Genomic DNA, 21735 nt, shown 5'->3' with positions numbered 1-21735 from the left:
CAAAAATAGAAATTGTAAATCTTACCGATCTAGGGGGTTGATGTGATTTGGCAAAATCAAAAAATAAGAGTCAGATGAAGTGGTTTAGAGTCGACTTGCATATCCATACCCCTGCGTCTTCCCTCTGCTACTTGGATAAGAACGTTAGGTTTATAGATATATTGCGCAAGGCAGCTGAAAAGCAGCTAGATGCCATAGCTATAACTGATCACAATACCGTTGTTGGTATAGCTGAATTCCGAAGGAGGTTGGATATACTGAGGTTTTTGCGGGATACTCATCGTCTCACTCCTGCAGAGGCCTCTGAGCTTGAAGAATGTGAGCAGTTGCTGTCTAGAATCCTTGTACTCCCAGGCTTTGAATTTACAGCTACCCTTGGTTTCCATATTTTGGCTATATTTCCACCAGAGACCTCTATTAGAAAGCTTGAACACATATTGCTCGAGCTAAATGTTCCCGAAGAGAAGCTTGATGAGGGCACTAGCGAGATCGGAGCCACTACCGATGTCCTGACAGCTTATTCCCTACTCAATAGGGCTGGCGCTCTAGTGATAGCTGCTCATGCAAATAGTAACCATGGGGTAGCTATGCAGGACTTTAATTTTGGAGGTCAAACCAAAATATCATATACTCAGGACCCTAACCTACATGCTTTGGAGGTTACCGATCTGTCTAGCCGTAGTAAAAAAGCTACTGCTAGGTTTTACAATGGCACCAAACCTGAGTACCCAAGGAGGATGCACTGTATACAAGGTTCCGATGCTCACAGGTTAGAGAGGGATCCCTCAGATAAAAGTGGCAGGCTGGGTATAGGTGATAGATGTACTGAGATGCTTCTTCCTGAAGTTAGTTTCGAAGCCATAAGGGATTTGCTTACCAGCACGGACTTTGACCGAACTCGTCCCGCCAAGCAAATCTCTCTACCTGATGTTATCATGCAGGCTCAACAGTCCGGGCCAGGGCCATCGCTAGTGTTTTACGAGCGTCTAGTTAGCAGAAAGCAACAGATGGAAGAAGTTGCAAAGGATGCTGTTGCTTTAGCCAATGGAGGAGGGGGAAGGATAATTATTGGCGCATCTCGTGAGCCTGGATCAGTAAAGGGTGTAGATAACCCTGAGTCTCTTTCTGAAAGGGTTCAGCAGTACGTAGAGTCTGCGGTGCAGCCCAAACTCAAAGTAAAGGTAGAGATAGTGCAGTCGCAAGGGAAGAATGTGCTCATAGTGTCCGTTCCCGATGGAACCAGTCCTCCTTATATTCTGAAGCCGGCTCAGGTCTGGGTGCGTAAAGATGCTTCTACTGTACCAGCATCTCCTGAGGATATTGTGAAGCTGGTTAGCAAATATCATTCTGAAAAAACCTTGTCTTTTGGCCCAGACGTTCAGCCTCAACAGACCCATTCTCTGCATGATCCTCCCAAGAATGGAGTTGAGATAATTGACTATACTACTCGGGATGGTGTCAACTACTATACGATGAAGGACCTGCGTAACGGATCGATTGTAACGAACGTAACCAGGGGGTCTGCTCGGAAGTTGTGGAGGTATGCAATCGAAGAGCATGAGAGCGGAAAGTTTGATCCTTCAAAGATCCAATGGCGTGAGGGCATGGGTATTTGGAAGACTTATAGACGCGGCAATGAGATACGTTACAACTTGGTGCAGAGGGACACGGATGGTAGGCTGCACGTTTATTATGGTGTGACCGATGAGGGGTTGCACGGGGCGTGGAGGGCATTTGCGCTTCCAGCTGAGGAGCTAGAGGATTCCCAAGATACAGTCTCCAAGGAGCCAATTGAGGTTGTCAGCTAAGTACTCCAGGGCAGGGGAATAAAACCCTGCCCTGAAATATTTGATCGGACTACGCATCATGATACATGAAGAACTCGTAGGGGTGAGGTCTCCTATTTATCTCGGAAACTTCCTTCTTCTTTATTGATAGCCAGGTTTCTATGAGATCCTTGGTAAATACATCTCCCTGCAACAGGTAATTGTGATCCTTCTCCAGTGCAGAGAGCGATTCAGCTAGTGATGATGGAGCAGACGGCAGCTTAGTAATAGCCTCTTCCGGTAGTTCGTAAAGATCCTGATCCATAGGAGATGGAGGCTCTATCTTGTTCTTGATACCATCGAGACCAGCCATAAGCATCGCCGCGAATGCTAAGTATGGGTTGCAACTAGGATCGGGAGCTCTGTATTCTATTCGCTTGGCTTTAGGATTATTACTATACATCGGTATTCTTACGCAAGCAGATCTGTTACGCTTTGAGTACATGAGGTATACTGGGGCCTCAAACCCTGGAACTAGTCTTCGATATGAGTTGGTGGTTGGAGCTGCAAATGCTAGTATAGACGGTGAGTGTAACAATAGCCCACCGATATACCACCTAGCTATGTCGCTTAGCCCAGCATAACCCTCCGGACTGAAGAACAGGTTTTGATCTTCCTTCCATAGGCTTTGATGCACATGCATACCTGAACCATTGTCTCCAAAAATCGGCTTGGGCATAAATGTAGCCACATAGCCCTTCTGGTAACAAGTATTCTTCACCACGTATTTGTACATCATCAGCTGGTCAGCCATACGCGTGAGGGATTTGAAAGCCATGTCTATCTCGGCTTGACCAGCAGTGCCGACCTCATGATGATGCACTTCTACATCGATACCGGTAGCTATAAGGTTCTGTACTATCTCAGATCTGAGGTCTTGAAGCTTATCGGTGGGTGGAACAGGGAAATAACCTTCTTTGAATCTCGGTCTGTATCCAAGATTAGGAACCCCACCATCGTTACCACTGTTCCATATGCCCTCTTCGCTATCTATAAAATAGAAACCATAATAGCTGTCTTGATCAAACCTTATTGAGTTGAAGATATAAAACTCGGCTTCAGGTCCCCAATAGCTAACAGTAGCTATGCCAGTTTCCTTAAGATAGTTCTCGGCCTTTTGAGCTACATATCTAGGATCTCTACTGTAAGGCCGCCCTGTTACCGGGTCGTACACGGAGCACGTAATTGACATGGTTGGTACTTTCAGTAGAGGGTCTACTACAGCCGTTGAGGGATCGGGGATGAGTATCATATCGGACTCATGTATGTGCTGGAAGCCTCTTATAGAAGAACCATCGAAGCCTGCTCCTTCCAGAAACAGTTTCTCATTCAGTTCGGATATTGGAATACTAAAGTGCTGCCAAGTACCTAGCAGGTCTACGAATCTCAAGTCAACAATAGCCACCCCAGCTTCGTGTGCACGGGCAATAACCTCTTTAGGTGTTATTCCTTCCTGAACGATTTGCTCTTCGATCAAGACTTTACCCATTTATTCTCTTACCTCCGAATTTTTACCTGCAGTACGCGCTTAGTCTTATCTTTTATGCATGACTTTACTGGTCGTAAGGAAACTTTGTAAGTGCAATATCCATCAAAGATGATTAGGTTTTTGTGCAACATGCACAAAAACCTAAAACAGAAACGGGAGAGACATATCGTCTCTCCCGTGAAAGCCGGTATTTCTTCTGGTCTAATAGCCTAGTAGATAGGTAGGTAGCGGTCTATTTCCCACTTTGTTACATACTTGCTGTACTCTTCCCACTCTATCTGCTTGGCTTCTATGAATCTCTCATATATATGTTCGCCGAGCGCATCCTGTATAACTTCGTCTTTCTTGAGCTCTTCTATCGCTTCTCCCAGGCTACCAGGCAATGTGCCGACTCCATGCTTAGCAAGCATATGCTCATCAAATAGATAGAGGTTCTCTTCCACGGGATCTGGCGGCTCCAGTTCTCTCTTAATACCGTCCAGTCCTGCTTTGAGCATGACTGCAAAGGCTAGATATGGGTTAGCACTTGGATCTGGACATCTCAACTCTACCCTCGTAGCCTTCAGTTGACCTTTGCTTACCTTAGGTACTCTGATTAACGCCGATCGATTTACTCTTGCCCACGATAAGTACACAGGAGCCTCGTAACCTGGTACAAGACGCTTATAGGAGTTCACGGTGGGAGCTAGAACCGCGATCATAGCACGGGCGTGAGCCAGCTGTCCAGCTATAAAGTGCTTAGCGATCTTCGACAGCCCGTAGGTGTCTGAAGGATCTGCGAACGCATTTTCACCATCCTTGAATAGGCTTTGATGAGTATGCATGCCTGATCCGTTGACGCCGTAAATAGGCTTTGGCATAAAAGTGCAGTGAAGACCGTGACGCTCCGCAATCGCCTTCAAAGTGTACTTAAGGGTTACCGCAGCATCAGCAGTAGGAATGGCAGCATCATACTGAAAGTCTATCTCGTGTTGACCTGGAGCTACTTCGTGATGGCTGGTCTCTACCTTTATACCTATGTCTTCCAAGGCGTTTACCATATCTTTACGCACATCGTATGCAAGATCGGTGGTTAGGTCGAAGTAACCGCCTTTGTCATGAGGTAGTACTTCAGTCTTCTCGAGATCAGATAGCTTGAATAGGAAGAATTCTAGCTCTGGACCAGTCATGAAGTCATAGCCCAAAGCTTTAGCTTCTTCGACTACCCTTTTGAGAGCTGCTCTGGGATCTCCAGGGAATTCAGAGCCATTAGGCTCCCTGACCCAGCATATAATTCTAGCTCCAGCGTTCTCGCCTCTTTCCCAGGGTATAACTCTAAAGGTCTCAAGGTCGGGAACAAGAAGCATGTCACTTTCTGCGATACGAGCGAAACCTTCGATAGAGGATCCGTCGAACCATTTTCCGTGTTCTACACAGTCTTCGAATTGGGATACAGGTATGGTTACGCTCTTTACCATACCTATTATGTCTGTAAATTGTAGGTTGATGAATTTGATGTTTTCTCTTTCTATAGTTTCCTTTATGCGTTGCAGAACATCGGGCTGGACATCTACTAAGGCCATTTGCAACTCCTAAGTATAATAGTTACGCATACATGGTATAGGTCAGAGCCTATCGTTCTAGTATGCATTTTGCACAATAAAACCGCTATTTAGTTGTGCAGTTAGCAACAGAAATTAGCGCTACAACAGGAAGGGATAGAGGTGTACAGCAATAGCCAGCATAAATCTATCTTCAGGATCTTCCAAGTTCCTTCCAGTAAGCTGCTCTATTTTGTGCAATCTGTAGGCCAGGCTGTTGCGATGTATGTGCAGAATGCGAGCAGCTTCTGATAAATTGCCGTTGCATTCAGAGTATACTTTCAGAGTCTCGAATAGCTCCGATCTGTTACCCTCCGCTTCTGTGATGAGGGGAGTTAGAATTTCGATAACTCTTCTTTTTATAGGTTCTAAGCCAGCCAAGGGGGCTATAAGTCCATATGCTTTAGCCTCTTCTAAGGTTACCATTCTCCCTTGATGGATCTTCTCGCTAACAAGGGCCGCTATTCTAGCTTCATAGAGGTGGTTAGGTATTTCGCTTATCTGTTTTACCTGAGTGCTAATCCCAACGGCAATATTAGGTATATTTATTGCTCCACCTCTGCTCAGCATAGAAGTCGTGCTCTCACCCCTCAAGGTAGCAGGTAAGAGCATAGCAATTTCACCTTTCTCATACAGATACAGAATAGGGTAACTGGAAAGCAAGCTTGATGCCTTTGGTAGCAGATCCCTCAGCAATTCCATAGCATTAGTTTCAGGCGGTATCCCTCTTATTACCGCTACTACACCGTTATTTGGAATGGATATCCCTACGACATCTGCTCTTACAGCCAGATTCTCAACGGCTCCTTTATAGAATAGGTCCCTAATTAGTTCTGACCGTAGCCTGGCCTTATTCTCCTCAGCTGCTAGTAGCCTGCTCAACTCTACAGAGATAGCGGCGGCTGTCTGCTTTATGTCCAAGGCTTCCTGTGGGGTTGGGTCTGGTTTATCGGCTAGAACCACTAACACTGCAATAGGTTTATTGCTCCTACGTACTGCTATCTGCCAGACCCATCCGGAATACCTTGCGTTTGTTGACCTATTTGTATGGATGATGCTTTCATTCCAATCTATGTTTAGGTCAGGGGGATCTATATCGGGGAAATTGGGACTTGAAATCATTTGCCCATCGATCTGATAACAAGCCACCGGCATATTCAAGCTCTGTGCTAGCAATCTGATTAGTGCCTCTGGACCTCTATTGCTAGCAAGAATATCCAAAAGCTGTACTTGTGTCTGATTGGTTCTCTGGATACCAGATCGGATCCTGTTGGAGATGAACTCAACTAGGTCCCTCTCCAGCTCTGGAGGGGATACATTAGTCACAGCTAGAATCGGTAGTTCTATCTCGTTAGCAACCTGTATAGCCCTAGCGGAAGGTGCCTGCCATAGGCATATACCAGCTATGTCGGCTGACTTCAAGGATCTAAGCAGGTCTTCTAGTGTCTGGTCTCCGCCTAAATACTCATAAGCTGATGGGGGAATGAGAACCAGCTCTCCTCCCTCAAGTCTAGAAAGTGCAGGAGTGCGTGATCTAGCGGAGGCAACCCAAGTGACTATGTGGTTGAGGGATTGTGCACCTGCAACCACCGATGCCTTTCCACTGAGAGGACCAGACAGCAGTTCACTTATTGAGACCACAAGAGATTATAGTGCATAGTGCACAATAAATTGCAAGTTAGAAGTTGAGTCCCGGAATCTTCATCCCGCCAGTTAGTACGGACATGCGTTGTGCGGCTAGCTCCTGGGCTTTGGTTATTGCTTCGTTTACTGCGGCAACTACTAGATCTTCCAGAGTCTCCACGTCTTCAGGATCCACAACCTCTGGGTCAATCTTGATGCTCAGTAGCTTCATATGTCCGTTCATGACCGCAGTGATCGCCCCGCCACCAGCTGTAACCTCTACGGTTTCGTGCTCTAGTTGTTCCTGGATCTTCATCATCTGATTTTGAAGTTCTCTTACCATTCTCTGATTCATGACTCTCCTCCATTTATCTCGACGATTCTGCCGTTAAAGATTTGTACTGCGGCTCTTACCCTGGGATCTGAGCTAAGTTTCTCCCTCTCAGTTCTTGTATCTGTTGGATTTAGATCTGATTGCTCACTGCTTAGTACGCATTGTATTTTCCATGTTCCCCCTAAGACCTTCTGAAGAGTAGATTCCACAAGCTCTCTGTTTGAGGGTTCTTCAATGTTCTTTTTATGGAAGTCGAATTGAAACTCTAGGACTAAGGTGTTACCATCTTCAACCGCTACTGGCCTCCCTGCCTTTAGCAGGGCTTGTACCTTGAGACTGCTTGCTTTCAATCTGTCCAATATTCTTTGCCAACTTGCCTGTACCCTATCTAATGTTATTGTTTCGCTTTGTGAGGGTTGAGCTTCATACAGCAGAGCATCGTTCTTTGATGTTACCTTGGCGACCATGTCGCTTATCGCATCCTTAACGTCTTCTGCTACCTCTTCAACTCTATGAATAACAGATTTACTGTTTGTGTGCGTCGGGCTAGATTGCTGCCTTTGATTATCTGTCCTTCCATAGGATTGTGGATTTGTGAGTGCGACAGCTGCCAATTCCAGTGGTAGGTAACCGTAAGGCCCAGTACGTATTGTATAGTCTAGCGTGCTAAACTTCTCAGTGATTTCGTGTAATCTACCTATGCTAACCCTGCTTGCCTGCTCGCTTATAGCCTGGAGCGACATCCTTTCTATTCCCGCCTTGCTGGCGTTTTGGTTATAGGCTTTGAGTAGCATTAGATCTCTCAAATAGCTCACAAGCTCATGGGTAAATTGCCTAGGGTCTATGCCGTGCTCAGACAGTTGTGACAGCAATGAGAGTGCTGCTTGAGTATCGCTATCTATGATTGCTCCCACGAAGTCAGCTACTACATCTTCCCCTACTATGCCCAGCAGCTGTTTTACATGCTCCAGCGTTATCTCCTCGTCGCCATATACCGTAAGCTGGTCGAGGATGCTTATTGCATCTCTTAGGCTTCCTGTGCTGGCTTTCGCTATAGCAATCAGGGCATCCTTCTGTATCCTAATGTTTTCGTTCTCAGCTATGAACGCCAGTCGCTCTACTATCTCCCTAGGAGCGATTCTTCTAAAGTCGAATCTTTGACATCTAGAGATTATTGTAGGTAGCACTTTCCAGACCTCAGTTGTTGCCAGCACAAAGATGGCATGTGCTGGAGGCTCCTCTAAGGTCTTGAGAAGCGCATTGAATGCGTGGGTGGTTAGCATGTGGACTTCATCTATTATATAGACCTTATATCTCAGCTCAGCAGGAGCAAAGTTGACCCTCTCGATGATATCAGCTACGTCTTCTACCTTTCTCCTGCTGGCTGCATCGATCTCTATAAGATCTACTGCTCTACCCTCATTTATGGATAGGCATGCACTGCAACTGTTGCAGGGTTTGGTATCTTCTGAAAGGCAATTTACTGCCTTGGCCAATAGCCTAGCAGTGGAGGTTTTGCCGGTACCTCTAGGGCCGCAGAACAGGTAGGCATGAGCAATCTTGCCGGACCTAATAGCGTTTATCAGAGTCTTCTTGACATGCTCCTGGCCTACGAGTTCATCAAAAGTTTGCGAGCGGTACTTCCGGTACAGTGATTGTGACATCATACCTCCACCTGCCATTATAACCGTTGAGCGTTTTCGTATATATGCCTTATTACTTTACTTATTTCTCTGTGATATAATCCACCTGCCGACTTTACTTTTCTTTATTCTTTTACACTCTCGTTATTCTTCTCAGGAGCTCGTCTGTGTTTGTCATTGGCACTGCTGGTCACGTAGATCATGGCAAGAGTACCCTCGTCAAGGCTCTCACAGGAATCGACCCTGACAGGCTGCAAGAAGAGAAAGCCCGTGAGATGACTATTGATCTGGGATTTGCTTGGCTGAGGCTACCCTCTGGCAGAGAGGTATCGATAGTAGATGTTCCTGGTCATGAGAGATTCATCAAAAATATGCTTGCAGGTGTAGGAGGCATAGATGCGGCTATTCTAGTAATAGCTGCAGATGAGGGTGTCATGCCTCAGACGAAGGAACACCTGGCGATTCTCGACCTGCTTGAGATATCTAAGGCTGTAGTAGCTCTGACTAAAGTGGACTTGGTGGATGAAGAGTGGTTATCTCTCGTATACGAGGATGTACTCCAGCTCCTTAAGGGTACAGTATTGGAGGGATCGCCTATCGTTTGTGTTTCATCGCGCACTGGTAAGGGGCTGGGTGACTTAGTTAAGATTTTAGATTCTATTTTGGTGGATTCCCCTCGAAGTGTAAAAGGTGTGCCTAGGTTACCAATCGATCGAGTTTTTACTATCAAGGGTTTTGGTACTGTGGTTACAGGGACCCTAATCGAGGGCTCTCTTATTCTGGGGCAAGAAGTAGAGATACTTCCTACTGGGAAACGGGCTCGAATAAGAGGGCTTCAAAGCCACAAGAATCAAATTAGTTCTGTTGGTCCGGGTAGGAGGGTGGCTGTAAACCTGTCGGGAGTAGATGTCTCTGATATCCAGAGAGGAGATGTGCTTGTTACTCCTGGTAAGTTTAGACCAACAAAGCGAATTGATGTGTATGTGAGAGCAGTAAGTGACCTAGATGATCCAATCACCCATGCCGATAAGTTGGAGTTCTTCTCAGGTACCACTCAATCTCAGGCTATCCTGAGCTTATTGGTAATAGATACCATAGATCCTGGGAGTTCTGGATATGCCCAACTTAGGTTGAGTGATCCTGTGGTGGTCTCTCCAGGCGACTATTTCATACTGAGGAAAGCATCTCCTTCTGTTACGGTAGGCGGAGGAATAGTATTGTCCCCATATCCTAGAAGGCATAAGCGTAGCGATTCAGCGATATTACAGCTGATGAATATCCTTCATAGAGGTAGCATCAACGATAAGGTTGTATCCATCCTAAGCCTCTATGGACCTATGCCCTTGAACGATCTATTGATGTCTCTAGGATATGCTCATGAAGATGACATAAGGGGAATGATAGCGAATAGCCAGTTAATATCAATCAGCTCTGGATATAACTCAGACGCTCTAGTAATGACTAGAGAATTCTGGGACTCTATCGAGCAAGGTGTTACTATAGAGCTCCATGAGTACCATAGTAACTTTCCCTTGAGAAAGGGAATGCCGAAGGAGGAGTTCAGAAAGAAGCTGCCTGTACCTCTTAGGTTTACATCGGCCGTTTTACATAAGTTAATAGAGGATAACATAATAAAGGATTTAGGTGACTCTGTAAGCGCTACTGATTGGCGTTTGGAGGTGCCAGCATACTTAAAGTATAAGGCAGACAGGATATTAGAGAGCATAAGAGCAGGTGGTAGCTCTCCTCCATCTCCAACAGAAATCGATGCTGACAGGGAGCTGTTACAGGCTCTGGTAGATATGGGTAAACTTGTTAAGGTGGATGATGATATTTATTTTTCTATCGACGTTTATGAAGACATGGTTGATAAGATACTTGCTGATATTGATAAGAGTGGACCTATAACTGTAGCGAGGGCAAGAGATCTGCTGGGAACCAGCAGGAAGTATGTACTGGCTTTGCTGGAGTACATGGATGAGCAGAGAATCACCAGGAGATCGGGAGACTACAGGGTAAGAAGGTAGTATAGCTAGAGGAAAAAGATGCTGAATAACAGGAGAAAGATAGAAACAGGGATACTAATTGGCGCCGCTCTTGGTGCTATATACGTTGCTACCAGACCGAGAACTACAAATCATGACTCTTCTAGGCTAGTTAATTGGTCTAAAGTAGAGCAGATGGCTATCAATATGGTGCAATCTCTACCAGATTCAGAGGTGATCGATAGGCATCGCTTGGGATTTATGTACAACGATATGGTTCAGCAAAGTGTAGCTTTCATTCATAGCTACACTGGATTGGATCTGATCCATGGTACCGGCACTGTTTACGTGTTTGATCGCGTAGAGTGGATAAAGGCTAATATCGAAGGGTTTCGCAAGCTCTTCAGTAAGATAGAAGAGATACAAGCGCACCTTGACAATTCTAGCTCGTTGGGCGCTCTAGTGTTCTCTCAGGTAAACAAGCAGCTTATGAGCACACAGATGGGGGTGCTCCTTGGCTACCTCTCAAGAAGAGTGCTTGGACAATATGATCTAAGCCTACTTGGGAAGGAACCTGTTGGTGGCAGTTTATATTTCGTGGAGCCTAACATTCGCAAGCTTGAAAGGGACTTGAGGCTGCCAGGATATAATTTGCGCTTGTGGATAGCGCTTCATGAAACTACTCATGCATTTGAGTTTGAGGCTAATCCATGGCTAAGGGATTATTTCAATAGCCTATTGGAGAGTTATTTTGATGTAGTAAACAGTCAGGTAAAGACTTTCAGGGGTAAGGATCTGCTCAACACTGCCATATCCAGCCTGCGTTCGAGAGATAATTATGAGGGTTGGATGGAGATATTCATGCCTCAAGCTCAAAGAGAGATCTTTCGCAAGCTTCAGGCGGTAATGAGCCTATTGGAGGGGTATTCAAACCATATTATGAATTCTATAGGCTCATCTGTACTGTCGGATTACAGCTATATTAAATCAAGGTTTGATGCAAGACAGACCAATGCCTCTTGGGCGGATAAACTCTTTGCGCGCTTGACAGGACTTCATATAAAGATGGAACAGTACCGTCAGGGTGAGGCTTTTGTGAACAAGGTGGTGGCTGAACGCGGAATAAGCTTCATGAACAAAGTATGGGAGGGGCCTGAGAATCTGCCGTCCCTTGAGGAGATAAAGTCTCCCCAGCTATGGATAGAAAGGATAGATGCTAATGCCTGATATTACTTACATGCGTATACCAGTCATCCCAGATGAACCAGATACTAATCCTGCACCAGACTATCCCGAGGTGGACACGCCGCCCGAGCCAGAACCAGATATACCTGAACCTGTACCTGACATAGGACCAGATATACCTCTGGAGCCTACTCCTGAAGAACCTCCGGAAGTGGAGCCAGAGAGAGAACCGGTCCCAGCTATAGGCTAATTACTAACTTCTGATCTGTTTATTGGTATTCTTGATCTTGGGTCAGCAAGGCCCAGGCATAGATTACTTTGTGTTATAGGAGGGATCATTTGGAAAGAACATTAGTAATAGTAAAGCCAGACGCTGTACAGAGAGGCCTTATAGGAGAGGTTATAGCCAGGATAGAGCGTACAGGTTTGAAACTGGTTGCTTTAAAGCTCTCTAAGATAGATCGAGAGACTGCGCATACCCATTATCAGGAGCACGTAAATAAGCCTTTCTTTCAAGGACTGGTGAACTTTATAACTTCCGGCCCAGTAGTTCTGGCCGTTTTTGAGGGACCTAATGCCGTTTCCATAGTTAGAAAGACTATGGGGGCTACTAACCCTGTTGATTCTGTTCCCGGTAGCATAAGAGGGGACTTGGCTATTAGTCTGGGCAGAAATGTTATACATGGCTCGGATAGCCCTGAGTCGGCAGAGAGGGAGATATCAATCTTTTTCTCTCCTGATGAGATACTTAGCTACGAGAGAGCTATAGATAACTGGATACTGGAGAGGGATTAGGGATTACTTAGATCAAGCAACTTAGTGGCTGCCCGCTGGCGGATCTCGAACAGCTTGGTCAATGCCTCCACAGGAGTCATTGATTCCACGTCTAGATCCGCCAGCTCCTGAAGCAATCCATCATCCGGATTGAGAAAAGTTAGTTGAGGATTATCATCTTCCTCTTCCTTCTTGAGTTGTGCTTCTAGCTCTTTTAGGAGCTCTTGTGCCCGACGGATTACAGATTTCGGAATACCGGCTAGCTTGGCCACATGGATGCCATAGGATTTGTCTGCTCCACCTGGCACGACCTTTCTAAGGAAAACCACATCGTTGCCTTCCTCAAGAACTTCCATCCTAAAGTTCTTGACCCTTGGCAGGAATTCTTCTAATGATGTGAGCTCATGGTAGTGTGTAGCAAATAGGGTTCTGGCTCTTGTCCGAGTGTTGTTGTGAAGGTACTCAACTACAGCCTGTGCGATTGCCATTCCATCATAGGTACTTGTACCTCTCCCAATCTCATCCAGTATTACCAGGGATTTGGGAGTGCAGTGGGCGAGTATATAGGCGGTCTCAGTCATCTCTACCATAAATGTGCTTTGCCCGCTGGCTATATCGTCTTGAGCACCCACTCTGGTGAATATCCTGTCTACTATCCCTATACGAGCGCTGTCAGCAGGTACGAAGCTCCCTATTTGTGCCATGAGGGTTATAAGCGCAACCTGTCTAAGATAGGTGCTTTTGCCCGCCATATTGGGCCCGGTTAAGATAAGTACTTGATGGGTCTCCTGATCAAGGAAGGCATCGTTAGGTACAAAGCCCTCGCTGGCTCTCAGCTCAACTACCGGATGTCTGCCCCCCTTGATTTCTATAACATCATCCTCAGATACTATGGGTCTAACATACTGGTGTCTAACTGCTGCTTCTGCTAGCGATACGTAACAGTCTATCTCGGCTATCTGTCTGGCTGTTGAGAATATCTTGCCTGCTTCTCCAGCTATTCTAGTTATGAGTTCATCAAGCAATTGCTCTTCTATGGTCTCAGCTTCTGTTTGCGAGTTCAGTATGAGTGACTCGTACTCCTTCAGCTCAGGAGTTATGAAACGTTCCGCCCCCACAAGTGTCTGCTTTCTTATATATCTGTCTGGTACCAGGTGTTTGAATGAGTTGGTAACTTCTATGTAATAACCAAATACCTTGTTGTAACCTATCCGCAGGTTTTTGATTCCGGTAGCCTCGCGTTCCTTGCGCTCGAGAGATGCTATCCACTGCTTTGCATTTGTTGATGCGCTCCTTAACCTATCTAGCTCTTGAGAGTAACCCTCACGTATGATCGTCCCACTCCCTCTAACTGCTGGAGGATCGTCCACCAATGCTGACAATATAAGGTCGACTATATGTTGGAAGTTATGGGTGGATACTTGTAGCTGCATGTTACATTGCTGAAGTATCTGTACAAGTTCTGGAATCTTCTCCAAGCTGAGGGCAAGGGAACGTAGCTCTCTTGGAGTAATAGTCTTTTGGACCAGTCGGTTGGCTAATCTCTCCAGATCGGAGACTTGTTTGAGTGCTTCTCTTATTCTTTCTCTAGCTTCGCTATGTGCTACAAACTCCTGTACTCTGTTTAGTCTATTTTCTATGGATTCTTTGGATATCAGTGGCTGGTTAATCCAGTTCCTGAGCATTCTAGCGCCCATGGCGGTGCTGGTATGATCGAGCACGGCTAACAGTGACAGAGATTTGTCTCCTCTCGTGCTCTCTATCAACTCTAGGTTCCTACGTGTTCTATCATCCAGAGGCATAAAGTTAGACAGGAAGTATGTGCTGGGAGGGCGCAGGGTAGATAAAGCAGCTGGATTGGTATCAGAGATGTATTGAACTAGGGCCCCAGCTGATTTCAAAGCTACTGGCATAGAGTCAAGCCCGAACGCCTCTAACGATTGGGCATCGGTTAGCGACAATACCGAGTCCCTAGCTACATCGGTTTTCCATTTCCAGGACTCCAATACCGTGATCTGCGCTGGATGTCCTGATTGTTTCATCCACACATGTTCTTCACTAGTATGGACTTTGTCTGGGCCCTCGCTTACCAAAACCTCTGAAGGCTGAATCCGAGTTATTTCATCTCTGAGCTTATCTAGCCTGTCTTCACCTGTTAGCTCTGTAGCATAGAAGTCTCCGGTAGATACATCAGCGAAAGCTAAGCCGACCCTGCCTCTGCTAAAACAAAGGGCCATCAAGTAATTGTTTCTTTGAGCTTCTATCAAAGATGGGTGATCAACTGTGCCCGGTGTAAGTACTCTGGTTACCTTTCTTTCAACTAGGTTTTTGCCATCTGGCTCACCTATTTGATCACATATGGCTACCTTGTGGCCGTTAGCGATGAGCTTTGCGATATACCCCTCGGCAGCATGGTAAGGAACGCCCGCCATGGGTATCTTTTTGCCTCGAACCTCCCTTGAGGTTAGAACTATGTCCAGTTCTGAAGACACTATCTTAGCGTCTTCGTCAAAAGTCTCGTAAAAGTCTCCCAGACGAAAAAATAGTATGGCGTCCGGATATTGCTGCTTAATTCTTAGATATTGTTGCCTTGCGGGTGTAGACATGACAGTGCTTCGAGGTTACTTCTCAATCGTTGCGGTAAGTCCAAATGATAGTAGTCTATCTTGATAGAGCTCTGCAGTCTCCTTAGCTCCTGCCCAAGCAACCGATTGGCCATTGTGATGAGCCTCAAGCATTACCTGAGTTGCTTTCTCTAGGCTCATGCCTAGGCATCTCATGAGGACGAGTACGACGTAGTCCATGCTATGGACGTCATCATTCCATAGTATGACCTTCCAACCAAAAAGGCTATCGGGTATATCTAGTAATTCCTTCTCTTCGCCAGAGACTTCTCTGTATATAGGCATATCAAAATCAAGCCCCATTATCTCACTCCCGTCATCCTGGCTTGTCTTTTTACTACAGATTGGATTTTATCATCTGTTTGGTCATGTTTGGCACTTGCTTGCTTGTTACTGCTTTCTTTATGCTTCAGATATGTACGACGAGTTAGTTGCGGAACTATACGATTTGGAGCATGATTCGGTAACTGAGGACATAGACCTCTATCTCAGCTATGCAGCTCGCACTGGCGGTCCGGTGCTTGATCTGGGATGTGGTACTGGTAGAGTGATGCTTCCCTTAGTAAAGCATGGGTACGAGGTGGTAGGTCTTGATGCCTCTCCTCATATGTTAGACAGGGCCATGAGACGACTATCAGGTTTGCCTGAGGCGAGATTCAAGCTGATCCATGGTGTGATGCAAGACAGCCTGTATAACTTGCCGGAGGAAACTTTTGGCCTAGCCATATGTGCTCTCAATACTTGGTCGCATGTGCACGATCTACAGCAGGCGATGGAGATTTTGGAGGGTATTAAGAAAGCTTTGAGGCCGTCTGGGTTGCTCATTCTGGACATGGAGGATGTTGCTGGCAGGAGACCTGGCAACGGAGAGGTATTACTAGCTGGCAAGTTTAGGAGAGGTGAGGATATTATTCTGAAGTTGGTGTCTGTAAAGACAGACCAAGCTAACTCTATTGATCACGTTACTATTATCTGGGATATAAGTAGCTCTGATACCCTCAAGAGGGTGGTTTTTGAGGCTGAGATGAGAAATTATACTCTTGGAGAGATCTATCTTCTATTCAAGGCCGCAGGACTGAAGATAGAAAACGTCTTCGGTAGTTGGGACATGACGCCTTATTATGGCCAAGGTGACAGGCTGATAGTTGTGGGAGCAAAGGGAAACATATAGAAGTCTATTCTTCTACTTCCCTCTCTTCAAGCCTTATAGGACCTCTAGGCGCAGAATCTAGGAATTGTTGTACATCTCTGTCTTCGTACCCTGATGCCCTTAGCAGGAGCTCAGAGGCTAATCTGAGCACATCGTTCTGAGGAAAGCCTTCAGTATCGCCAGGATCAAAATCGAAACCCTCTCTAGTAAGGATGAATCCATCGATGCCATCCTCGCCTCTAACGAGCGTTATAAGCACCTTGGCTTCGTTGGGCTGTACGTCGATTTCTTCTTCGTGGTCCTGTCTTTCTAATTCTTCCATTTGTTCTGTATTGTTATCAGGTGATTTTTCCAAAGTATATTGTAGCTAACATATTCAAGTCAAATGCATTCGGTTAGGTATCCTTCGTTGCTTGATTAGCAACTCGGCTTGTTTGCCTAATCCTCTCATAGATGGTGTAATAGTATAAGCATGGTCAAGACTGTACGTAGATTTAGGTTTATAGAACTGGAGCTACTGATATTAGCAGCCCTGCTTATAGTAGCAGGTTTTCTACTCATAACTTTAGTAAGTCGTGGCGAGGCTTACTGGACTCTATCAGACCTATCTACAGCTCTAGCCTTCGTGGGCGCGCTATTTGTTGTTCACCTTTATTTCACGGTCACTCGCTTTGCTGGCGACCAGGTTATCCTTCCTACAGTAGCTATACTTACGGCTGTGGGTCTAGTTGTCATAAGAAGGCTAGAGCTTATCATGCCTGGTGGCGACAACCCCTTGGGCGGTATAGCTATAAGACAGAGCTTATGGGTTCTGCTTGGCATTATCGCCATGATGGTAGTTGCGGCCAAGGTGGATCTAGTTTATAGGCTGCGTAGATATAAATATTCCATCGCCGTTCTGGGTTTGTTATTGATGGCGGCTCTCCTTATACCCTACGTTGGTGTGGAGATAAATGGGGCCAAGCTCTGGTATAGGCTTGGTCCTATTCTCTTTCAGCCTTCAGAGATAGTCAAAGTACTGTTAGTTATCTTTTTGGCCTCATATCTTGATGAACGTCGGGAACTTTTAACCTCTTTCTACAGGGTTGGACCGCTAAAGCTGCCTCCCCTGCCTTACCTCGCTCCTATGGTTACTATGTGGGGGCTGTCGATGTTGGTTATAGTTCTGCTCAAGGATCTTGGCACAGCTCTACTATTCTTTGCTATTTTTCTAGCTCTGCTCTACGTTGTTACTGGTAGGGGATTGTATATTTGGGTACTGGGTGGTATGTTCGTGGCTGGATCTTATGTAGCCTACCAGCTTTTCGCACACGTACAGGTCAGGGTGCTTGCATGGCTGAATCCGGCGTTCGACCCGTATGATTCGAGTTTTCAGATAATACAGTCTTTGTTTGCTCTTAGTACCGGCGGTGTGTTTGGTACTGGCATAGGCTACGATGCCCCCCAGAACATGCCGTATGTACATACCGACATGATATTCTCAGCCATTGGTGAAGAGTTGGGATTGATAGGCACCATCGCCATTCTTGCCTTATATATAGTGCTTATATATCGTGGATTTATGATATCTATGGCTGCGAGACATGGTTTTTACCAGTTGCTGGGCATAGGTATAACAACTATATTTGGCGTACAGACCTTCATAATCATAGCAGGAGATATCAAGCTTATTCCCCTAACTGGCGTCACTCTTCCGTTCATCGCTTATGGAGGCAGCTCCACTTTGACCAACTTTATCATGGCGGGATTGCTCCTCGGTATTAGTGGAGCTAGGGGGAGGGACGCAAATTGAAGTTTTTCCTGCGCCTTCTTAGCCTTGTATGCATAGCTGGGTTGCTCATCTATGGTGCAACCTCTGGTTCAGATGTAATATGGATGTCTTGTCTTTACCTGAGCATGCTGCCTCTCTGCTATTTGATATTTTCCATGATTCCGGTTGATGCGCCTGATTGGAAAAAGAATACATGGAGAATCGTGGGGGTGTTGATGGCGAGCTTTATCATGCTTAGCCTGCAGCTTCTACGCCAGCAGTTCATCATAGCTGATACTTACGCTACCACTCCAGTAGGAGGGCTTTATAATCCTAGGCTACTGAATGCAGAGCTAAGGGTAGTGCGTGGTCGTATATACGATCGGAACGGTATTGAGATAGCCGGAAGGGTGATCACTAAGCAAGGCTATGTTAGGCGTACTTACTCAGACCCTTCTACGTCTTATATAGCTGGTTATTTCACTCCAGATGCTGTGATCGGTAAATCAGCTCTTGAGAAAGCTTATGACGATTATCTTTCTGGTCGTGCTGGTGATCCCATCGAGAGGCTTAGAAGCAAAGTCTTCCACACTCCAATGGTAGGCAATGATCTTGTATTGACCTTAGATGCTAGACTACAGAATCTTGGGCAACGCCTGCTAGGCAGCAGAAGAGGGGCTATCGTGATGATGAATCCTAAGACTGGTGAGGTTCTGACTCTGGTGAGCAATCCCACCTACAACGCCCAGGATCTGACTATGAACCCTGATCCATCTGTAAGAAATCAAGAAATCAATAGGTTGAGAGAGGAACTTTCTAAGATAAGCAGTGGTGCTGATGCCAGGCTAATTAACAGGGCTCTGCAGGGGCTATACTCTCCAGGCTCCACCTTCAAGACCGTTACGGCCGCTGCGGCTATAGATCTTGGAGTTGCGGAGCCAGATAATATCTATGAGGATGATGGTGAATTTGTCGTTGGGGGACATATAGTTAGAGATCCAAATAGACCTGACGAAAGCAAGACTAAGTGGACGTTGCTAGAGGCTTACAAATGGTCTTTGAATGCTGTTTTTGCTCAGGTGGGTCTACAAGTTGAAGCTGCAGGACTTAGGGAATACGCGAGAAGATTTGGCTTCGAGAAGCGTATACCTTTTGATTTACCTATATCAATTAGTCAATTGGCCAAGGATCCAGCCGATCTGAGTAATCGGGTGCTACTGGCAGATACTGCTTTTGGCCAAGGAGAGATCTTGGCAACGCCTATGGAGATTAATTTGATCACTTCCACTATAGCTAACGAAGGTGTTATGCCAGCGCCTTACCTGGTAAAGAAAATAGTCTCGCCAAGTGGTCGAGTTATTGAAGAGAGGAGTTATACCCCGCTTGAACAAGTGGTGAGTAAGGATACCGCACAGAAGATCAAGGAAATGATGGTGGCCACAGTCGACAGTGGGAGTGGTCAGAATGCGAAGATTCCTGGTGTTAAGGTTGCCGGCAAAACAGGTACAGCTCAACTAGGAGAAGGGCAAGCTCCTCATGCCTGGTTTACTGCTTTTGCTCCAGCCGACAATCCTCAGTTTGCTGTGACAGTTTTAGTTGAGAACGGTGGCGAAGGGTACAAGGTTGCTGCTCCTATTGCTAAGGCCATGCTACAGGCAGCTCTGCAGGAATATAGTAAGTAATGTGGTGCTTGCAATTGGACCATTAGTGTTCCTATAATCAGTTAGCCTTTAAATCCAGTCCCGTGAGGCTGGCAAGGCAAGGACAATCTGGCTATAGCTATATAAATATGTCTGTTAGCCTAAGCTCCTGCCTGCCGCCTTGCGGAAAAAGCAGGAGCTTTTATTATGGGTCCAAATAGATTAGATGAGCGAGCGAAGAATCTTATAGATCAGTCTGCCATGCGAAGGATGCTTATCCGCATGGCACATCAGATATTTGAGAACAACCCTGACCTCTACGATGTAGTCCTAATAGGTATCCGTACCCGAGGAGTGCATCTGGCCCATAGGCTTCAGACTGAGCTGCTCCGTATCGGAGGCGTAAAGGTCCCGGTTGGAGAGATAGATATCACCCCCTATAGAGATGACCTCTTAAGAAGAGACGATTACCGATCTAATTACTCCAATGTAGATTTCCAGGTTGAAAACCGTACAGTGATACTTGTCGATGACGTCCTTTACACTGGACGCACGGCTCGGGCTGCCATGGAGGCTGTGATAGATATGGGTAGGCCAGCAAGGATTCAGCTGGCTGTTCTTATAGATAGGGGGCACAGGGAATTACCTATAAGGCCTGATTATGTAGGCAAAAACCTTCCATCATCTCGAGAAGAAGAGGTTCTAGTAAGGATATCAGATGTCGATGGGGTGGAAGGGGTATACATCGTAAGGAGGGGAGAGGACTGACATGAGTTCAAACGCACAGACGGTAGAAAGCAATCAGCTAGTTGTAGCTTACCCTGAGACTAGGCTGCCACTGGGTAGAACGTTGGTACTTGGCATACAGCATGTACTAGCTATGTTCGGTGCAACCGTCTTGGCGCCGATAGTCATGGGTTTTGACCCAAGCCTAGCGCTTTTCTTCTCTGGTGTGGGAACGATCATCTTTATTCTAATTACAAGAGGCAAGATCCCATCTTACCTGGGAAGCTCCTTTGCATTCATCGCTCCCGTCATTGCAGCTAAGGCTCAGGGTGGCATACCGGCAGCACTGGGAGGGATCTTTGCAGCAGGAGTTGTCTATGCAGTTATTGCAGTAATAGTTATGTGGGCTGGGCCACGATGGATTGATGTTGTGATGCCTCCTGTGGTTACTGCTTCGGTTGTAGCTGTTATAGGCCTGGCTCTGGCTCCTACTGCTATCAACATGGCTTCAGGTAACATAACGCTAGCGATCATAAGCCTGCTGGCTGCCGGCATTATCGCAGTGGGAGCTCGAGGCTTTCCTCGCCTAGTCCCGATACTTCTTGGTGCGATCGTAGCTTACATTGTTGCACTAATAATGGGCGAGGTAGACCTTTCTCCTGTTCGCAATGCTGCTTGGATAGGGCTGCCCAATTTTGTGCATCCTACATTCAGCTGGAGGGCTATATCCCTGATAGCGCCCGTAGCTTTGGTGCTTGTAGCCGAGAACGCAGGCCATATCAAAGCTCTTGATTCCAATATGGGTCGTGATCTTACCCCCCATCTAGGTAAAGGATTCCTGGGCGATGCTGTGGCCACTATGGTGTCCGCCTTGGGTGGAGGCCCTGGACAAACAACATATGCTGAAAACATAGGCGTCATGGCTATGACTAGGATATACAGCATCTATGTGTTCATAGCTGCGGCCGCCACGGCCATAATTCTCGGCTTCTGTCCAAAATTTGGGGCGCTGATTAATTCGATACCCGTTCCAGTTATGGGTGGTATATCAATATTGCTATTTGGTCTTATAGTGGCTACCTCAGGAAGGATTATTCGGGATGCGGGAATTGATTTTACTAGTCCCAGACCTCTAATAGTATTTGGAGCTACCCTTGTCATTGGGGGAGGTAGCGCAGCATTACAGTTTGCACATTCTACGGTAAGTAATCTGGTGCAGGCTAACAAATTGCCTGCTGATGTCCTGTCGCAAGTACCTACCGGGACCATCAATATAGGCAATTTCGCACTTGGTGATATGGCTCTGGCCACATTTGCTGCAATACTTCTCAATCAAATTTTGCTCAGATTGGAGTCTCAGCCACAACAAGGAGAGTCTATCGCTGTAGCTGATGCAGAGGTTTGAT

At 46.2% G+C, this 21735-nt stretch carries 18 protein-coding genes; 10 read left to right on the top strand and 8 right to left on the bottom strand.

What is annotated here, in order from left to right:
• The first annotated feature begins 74 nt into the window (after positions 1–74).
• The gene (locus N2245_RS08580; protein ID WP_494536319.1) at positions 75–1808 is read left to right on the top strand and encodes an RNA-binding domain-containing protein; all 1734 of its coding nucleotides are present in this window, start codon (positions 75–77) and stop codon (positions 1806–1808) included.
• 49 nt (positions 1809–1857) lie between these two features.
• On the opposite strand, the gene glnA (N2245_RS08575) is transcribed toward N2245_RS08580, so the two are convergent.
• The 5 genes from glnA (N2245_RS08575) to dnaX form a co-directional block, all read right to left on the bottom strand.
• Positions 1858–3315 carry a type I glutamate--ammonia ligase gene (glnA, locus tag N2245_RS08575; protein ID WP_494536318.1) on the bottom strand — a complete coding sequence of 486 codons (1458 nt, stop codon included), beginning with the start codon at positions 3313–3315 and terminating at the stop codon, positions 1858–1860.
• A 209-nt stretch (positions 3316–3524) separates the two neighbouring features.
• On the bottom strand, positions 3525–4877 hold the full coding sequence (gene glnA / locus N2245_RS08570; protein ID WP_494536317.1) for a type I glutamate--ammonia ligase: 1353 nt from the start codon (positions 4875–4877) through the stop codon (positions 3525–3527).
• Positions 4878–4997: 120 nt separating this feature from the next.
• Positions 4998–6536 carry a helix-turn-helix domain-containing protein gene (locus N2245_RS08565; RefSeq protein ID WP_494536316.1) on the bottom strand — a complete coding sequence of 513 codons (1539 nt, stop codon included), beginning with the start codon at positions 6534–6536 and terminating at the stop codon, positions 4998–5000.
• A gap of 37 nt (positions 6537–6573) precedes the next feature.
• Positions 6574–6873: a YbaB/EbfC family nucleoid-associated protein gene (locus N2245_RS08560; protein ID WP_012875329.1), complete on the bottom strand. Its 300-nt coding sequence runs from the start codon at positions 6871–6873 to the stop codon at positions 6574–6576.
• Positions 6870–8516 carry a DNA polymerase III subunit gamma/tau gene (gene dnaX / locus N2245_RS08555; protein ID WP_494536315.1) on the bottom strand — a complete coding sequence of 549 codons (1647 nt, stop codon included), beginning with the start codon at positions 8514–8516 and terminating at the stop codon, positions 6870–6872. Before dnaX ends, N2245_RS08560 begins: the two co-directional genes overlap by 4 nt.
• Positions 8517–8662: 146 nt before the next feature.
• Between dnaX and selB the strand changes: the two genes are divergently transcribed.
• The 4 genes from selB to ndk all read left to right on the top strand — a co-directional run bounded on the left by selB (position 8663) and on the right by ndk (position 12460).
• Positions 8663–10522: a selenocysteine-specific translation elongation factor gene (gene selB, locus N2245_RS08550; protein WP_494536314.1), complete on the top strand. Its 1860-nt coding sequence runs from the start codon at positions 8663–8665 to the stop codon at positions 10520–10522.
• 18 nt (positions 10523–10540) lie between these two features.
• Positions 10541–11707, top strand: a complete 1167-nt coding sequence (locus N2245_RS08545) for a zinc-dependent metalloprotease (protein WP_494536313.1) — start codon at positions 10541–10543, stop codon at positions 11705–11707.
• Positions 11700–11915, top strand: a complete 216-nt coding sequence (locus tag N2245_RS08540) for a hypothetical protein (protein WP_012875325.1) — start codon at positions 11700–11702, stop codon at positions 11913–11915. Before N2245_RS08545 ends, N2245_RS08540 begins: the two co-directional genes overlap by 8 nt.
• Before the next feature lie 89 nt (positions 11916–12004).
• On the top strand, positions 12005–12460 hold the full coding sequence (gene ndk, locus N2245_RS08535) for a nucleoside-diphosphate kinase (RefSeq protein ID WP_012875324.1): 456 nt from the start codon (positions 12005–12007) through the stop codon (positions 12458–12460).
• On the opposite strand, the gene mutS is transcribed toward ndk, so the two are convergent.
• Positions 12457–15045: a DNA mismatch repair protein MutS gene (gene mutS, locus N2245_RS08530; RefSeq protein ID WP_494536312.1), complete on the bottom strand. Its 2589-nt coding sequence runs from the start codon at positions 15043–15045 to the stop codon at positions 12457–12459. The two genes, ndk and mutS, sit on opposite strands and share 4 nt — an antisense overlap.
• 15 nt (positions 15046–15060) lie before the next feature.
• Positions 15061–15366, bottom strand: a complete 306-nt coding sequence (locus N2245_RS08525) for an ATP-dependent Clp protease adaptor ClpS (protein ID WP_012875322.1) — start codon at positions 15364–15366, stop codon at positions 15061–15063.
• A 112-nt stretch (positions 15367–15478) separates the two neighbouring features.
• Here N2245_RS08525 and N2245_RS08520 point away from each other — a divergent pair, with 112 nt between their 5' ends.
• Positions 15479–16234: a class I SAM-dependent methyltransferase gene (locus tag N2245_RS08520; protein ID WP_494536311.1), complete on the top strand. Its 756-nt coding sequence runs from the start codon at positions 15479–15481 to the stop codon at positions 16232–16234.
• 4 nt (positions 16235–16238) lie between these two features.
• Here N2245_RS08520 and N2245_RS08515 read toward each other — a convergent pair whose 3' ends face one another.
• Positions 16239–16535, bottom strand: a complete 297-nt coding sequence (locus N2245_RS08515; RefSeq protein ID WP_494536310.1) for a hypothetical protein — start codon at positions 16533–16535, stop codon at positions 16239–16241.
• Between the two features lie 150 nt (positions 16536–16685).
• Here N2245_RS08515 and N2245_RS08510 point away from each other — a divergent pair, with 150 nt between their 5' ends.
• From N2245_RS08510 to N2245_RS08495, 4 genes are all read left to right on the top strand, one after another.
• A complete protein-coding gene (locus tag N2245_RS08510; RefSeq protein ID WP_494536309.1) occupies positions 16686–18005 on the top strand; it encodes an FtsW/RodA/SpoVE family cell cycle protein in 1320 nt (439 codons plus the stop codon).
• A 194-nt stretch (positions 18006–18199) separates the two neighbouring features.
• Positions 18200–19645 (top strand): peptidoglycan D,D-transpeptidase FtsI family protein, encoded by a 1446-nt coding sequence (locus N2245_RS08505; RefSeq protein ID WP_494536308.1) that lies wholly within the window; start codon positions 18200–18202, stop codon positions 19643–19645.
• Between the two features lie 165 nt (positions 19646–19810).
• Positions 19811–20371: a bifunctional pyr operon transcriptional regulator/uracil phosphoribosyltransferase PyrR gene (gene pyrR / locus N2245_RS08500; protein WP_494536307.1), complete on the top strand. Its 561-nt coding sequence runs from the start codon at positions 19811–19813 to the stop codon at positions 20369–20371.
• 1 nt (position 20372) lies between these two features.
• Complete coding sequence (locus tag N2245_RS08495; RefSeq protein WP_494536306.1) at positions 20373–21734, top strand: uracil-xanthine permease family protein; 1362 nt, start codon at positions 20373–20375, stop codon at positions 21732–21734.
• The last annotated feature ends 1 nt before the right edge of the window (position 21735 follow it).

Source organism: Thermobaculum sp. T2p, from assembly GCF_059335935.1.
Note: the sequence above shows the minus strand (reverse complement) of the source record. Positions and strands in the feature narration are given on the sequence as shown.